We start from the raw sequence: 3,351 nt of genomic DNA, 5'->3' as shown, positions 1-3,351 counted from the left end.
TTGATTTGCTGCAGGATCAATCCTAATTAAAGGTGATTTCGGATTGGTTGGCCTTCTCGAAAATCGATCTATCGCTCCGTTGCAGGATCTTCATATTTCATTCTTGAATTTAGAAATTGGATACGTCGCCAAGTTGTTCTCTCTCAAAATTCTTTATCTCCCCATCGCAGAGTGCATACGCGGAGGTCATCGCGGAGCGATGACCGGAGTTGTATGGCACGACTTGTTAGATAGTTTTCGTTGCTTTGTAGGTTGTATTCAAAGGATACAGTTTCACGAGCTGATCTTTCGAGAAAATCGCCCATCCATTTATCCAGATCTTTCCGTTTTCTTCATAGGCTGAGTCCTTTACTTTCCATTCTCTAATTTGATCAACTTCGGGAAACTGCTCCATCACATCGGTTAGTTGTTCTTTTCGTGGATACAAAAGTGATGTGAATGGACTGTCGTCTTGGTGTTCGACACACAAAGTCTCGAATTCTTTTGGTGTGTAGGAACGGATCCAATCGATTTCTTCCTCTTTGGGGAATTCCGGGGCTCCGAAAGCAACGGCTGCTAGGAGCAGAAGTGTGACTATGATTACTTTCTTCATCTAACGTTAAGGTGATACGACGGCGGCTTCGGTCATCGCCTCCACGCCTGGGTTTGTTGATTTTGTAGTTTCGTCGTGAAAGAGGCGAGCGTTTGCCGCCGTTGTATCGACCGCCTGGTTCTCTCTTATCTTTTTTAGTTCAGAGGTTGATTTTACAGAGCAATGTCCGAGTTCGTTGCTTTCTTGCCCCTTTACCCAGATGGTGAGGATGTTCAAGCGGTCTCTAGTCATTCCTTCGAGAAGCCTGAAGCTGTTTGCTTCGTATGATTCTCCGTACGCCGAATATTTATCTTCTTTTGGAAAGAATGCTAAAAGGGTCGATTCTCTGTGCTTTTCCCAGTCGCTTTGTGATTTCTTTAGTGCGACAAGGAAGTCGTCATCATTCTCATAAAGCTTTTCGATCGTTCTTAGTGTCGCTTCTACCTTACGTTCGACGCTCCTAAAACGCATTTCATCCGCAGACTTGTGGACTTTTGCGTTAGAAATCGAGACTACTGCGATCAAGAGGATTGAATATGGAAGTTTCATTACATTTTTCAGAGAACGCCAAGCTCAGACGCGGCGGCTCAAGCTAAGGTTAGAATTACTGGGTTCGTTGATTTTCATGGGTTCGTAGTGAAGGAGGCGAGCGTTTGGCCGCAGTTGTCTGCAGCTCCTGGTTCGACCATTCGTAACTATAGGAAAGTAAAGACGTTTCGAACTTCTAATCTTTCGATAGTTAGATCTCCTTTGTTTAGATGGATAACGATTTTTACTCCATCTTTCATTTTTTTTTTTTTTTGACTTTGCTGGTATGTACGATATGTACCGGTGGGTGTGTGCGTCGTAGGTTACTGGAAAACCTAATCTATGGATTTCATCTTCAAGTTTCTCTTTCGAATCCCCGATCTTTAAGACAGCGTCAATTTCTTCTCTAACCCCTTTGAGCGTCGGTTCGGCCTCCTCGCATCCGAAAAGCACAAAAAGCAGAAACGGGATTAAGTATATCGGTTTCATCTATTTTCGTCGAACGCCAAGCTGTCACGACGCGGGCTTGCCCGCGTTGTGACAAGCGCCTTGTTCGGCCAGATTTATATATTCGTAATGTATCTCTTTGGATCGATGGATTGGTGAGTCGATGCCATGGATGATTCCATTCTTGAAGTCTTTGAGTTCTATGACTCGATATTCTTTGGTAGCACGGTCGATCCGTTTTTCCTTCGTATCGTAAATACACAGAATTTGATTCATTTTTTTCGTCCATTCAGAGAAGGCTAGAAATCTCGAATCGTCTGACCAAGTCATTGAAGCTCCAGCACTGCGAGAAATGACTTCTTTCTTGTCATTTCCTTCGATCGTCAGAGTTCCGCGGGTTGGTGCACCCTGACCGACTTCCATAGCTTCATCATAGTCAGCTGTGAATTTACCGTCGGGACTTAGGACCGTCGTTTTGTAGCTCCAAGGTGAAGTTGTTGTAGTCATCTATTTTTGCCGAACGTCGCGCTCAGGCGACAAGGCCTAGGCTAGTGATTGAATTTCTGGAGTGGTTGATTTTCATGGGGTCGTTGTGAAAGAGGCGGGCGTTTGCCGCAGTTGCCTGGAGCGACTTGTTCTCACAGATCAGTCTTCAATATGAACTATCATTAGTGGCGGATCAGGCATTCTGTCGATCCTCGAGGAATAGCTTACCTTGTTCTCTTTGGCAATTTTCTTGAAGCGAGTAAACGCTTCTGGTTCGAAGGCGTAGCTTCTACCCGAGAAACCGAAATCTTTAATTATTTCTTCTATGGTTATTGCCTCTAGCTTGTACTCGCCGAAACAAGTGTAGCTTTCTTTCATCATCTTTTCTGCTGTCTCGATGGAATCTGTAATGCAGCACTCGTTCTCGAAGTATTCGTAGCAACCCTCGCGAATATCTAGTCCTGCGTATCCAATTATTTGATCCTGATTCGTCATTACTTTATTTTGAGAACGCCGAGTGCATACGCGGAGGCTAGCGCGGAGCGCTGGCCGGAGTTGTATGGCACGACTTGTTAGGATAATTTTTCATCGGGAATTTCATCGAGTGCTAGCGTCACACTACTCGTCTCAAAAAAATGCTCTGCCTCCTCTATATCTTTCTTGAATATTTCTCTTTCCATTGGGGCTAGTGAAACTGCCAAAGCTGGATCGTGACGACTCTCTTCCGTCTTAGAGAATCCGAACTTTTCGTAGTATGGTATGTTTTTCTCAAGTGCCAAAACACCAGCGTAAATCGGCGCCGCTTCATCATCGAGCATCGCAATTCTCGCCATAACAAGGGCTCTTCCAATTCCTTTCCCTCTCTTCTCTGGGGCCACGCAATCTGTGTGGAAGATAATCTCGTCTTCTGCGGTGAATTGAAGTCCCCCTAACCCTACGACAGATCCATCGATTAAGTATACCAGCATCAAGCTGAGATTCGCCTCTACGGCCTCCATCCAGCTGCGAACATTCGTTTCTCTCGGACCGAACTCGGTTCGAATGATCTCTGTGATTGGATCCATGTCGTCCCATCTAGCAAATCGTATTCTGTCCGTATCCATTTTCTTCCTAACGCAGAGGCCATACGTGGAGGCCTCAATTTGGGTTCTGTTTCAGGTTAGGGTATCCAGGTCTGGGGTCGAGGTGAGAGAGGCGGGCGTTTGCCGGAATTGTCTGGACCGCCTTGTGTGTGCCCGGCATGGGCATGTTGTAATTGGGTGAAAGTCCCATGTTCGTGAACTGCATAAATACCTATGAAAGAACTAGATCATGGCAAC

At 45.5% G+C, this 3,351-nt stretch carries 5 protein-coding genes; all 5 read right to left on the bottom strand.

Annotation, left to right across the window (positions count from 1 at the left end):
- Positions 1-226 precede the first annotated feature (226 nt).
- The 5 genes from QEH57_RS24595 to QEH57_RS24575 all read right to left on the bottom strand — a co-directional run bounded on the left by QEH57_RS24595 (position 227) and on the right by QEH57_RS24575 (position 3,135).
- Positions 227-592, bottom strand: coding sequence for a hypothetical protein (locus QEH57_RS24595; RefSeq protein ID WP_309009461.1), 366 nt, complete (start codon positions 590-592; stop codon positions 227-229).
- 6 nt (positions 593-598) lie between these two features.
- A complete protein-coding gene (locus QEH57_RS24590; RefSeq protein ID WP_309009460.1) occupies positions 599-1,120 on the bottom strand; it encodes a hypothetical protein in 522 nt (173 codons plus the stop codon).
- 492 nt (positions 1,121-1,612) lie between these two features.
- Positions 1,613-2,053, bottom strand: a complete 441-nt coding sequence (locus QEH57_RS24585) for a hypothetical protein (RefSeq protein ID WP_309009459.1) — start codon at positions 2,051-2,053, stop codon at positions 1,613-1,615.
- A 138-nt stretch (positions 2,054-2,191) separates the two neighbouring features.
- Complete coding sequence (locus tag QEH57_RS24580) at positions 2,192-2,527, bottom strand: hypothetical protein (RefSeq protein WP_309009458.1); 336 nt, start codon at positions 2,525-2,527, stop codon at positions 2,192-2,194.
- A 77-nt stretch (positions 2,528-2,604) separates the two neighbouring features.
- Complete coding sequence (locus QEH57_RS24575) at positions 2,605-3,135, bottom strand: GNAT family N-acetyltransferase (protein ID WP_309009457.1); 531 nt, start codon at positions 3,133-3,135, stop codon at positions 2,605-2,607.
- Positions 3,136-3,351 lie beyond the last annotated feature (216 nt).

The organism is Pelagicoccus sp. SDUM812005 (assembly GCF_031127875.1).
Lineage (GTDB): Bacteria > Verrucomicrobiota > Verrucomicrobiia > Opitutales > Opitutaceae > Pelagicoccus.
This window is presented reverse-complemented; position numbering and strand designations above follow the sequence as displayed.

Excerpts from the sequence above, each read along its gene's own strand:
- QEH57_RS24585 (WP_309009459.1), bottom strand. The coding sequence starts at position 2,053 with ATGACTACAACAACTTCACCTTGGAGCTACAAAACGACGGTCCTAAGT.
- QEH57_RS24575 (WP_309009457.1), bottom strand. The coding sequence starts at position 3,135 with ATGGATACGGACAGAATACGATTTGCTAGATGGGACGACATGGATCCA.
- QEH57_RS24590 (WP_309009460.1), bottom strand. The coding sequence starts at position 1,120 with ATGAAACTTCCATATTCAATCCTCTTGATCGCAGTAGTCTCGATTTCT.
- QEH57_RS24595 (WP_309009461.1), bottom strand. The coding sequence starts at position 592 with ATGAAGAAAGTAATCATAGTCACACTTCTGCTCCTAGCAGCCGTTGCT.
- QEH57_RS24580 (WP_309009458.1), bottom strand. The coding sequence starts at position 2,527 with ATGACGAATCAGGATCAAATAATTGGATACGCAGGACTAGATATTCGC.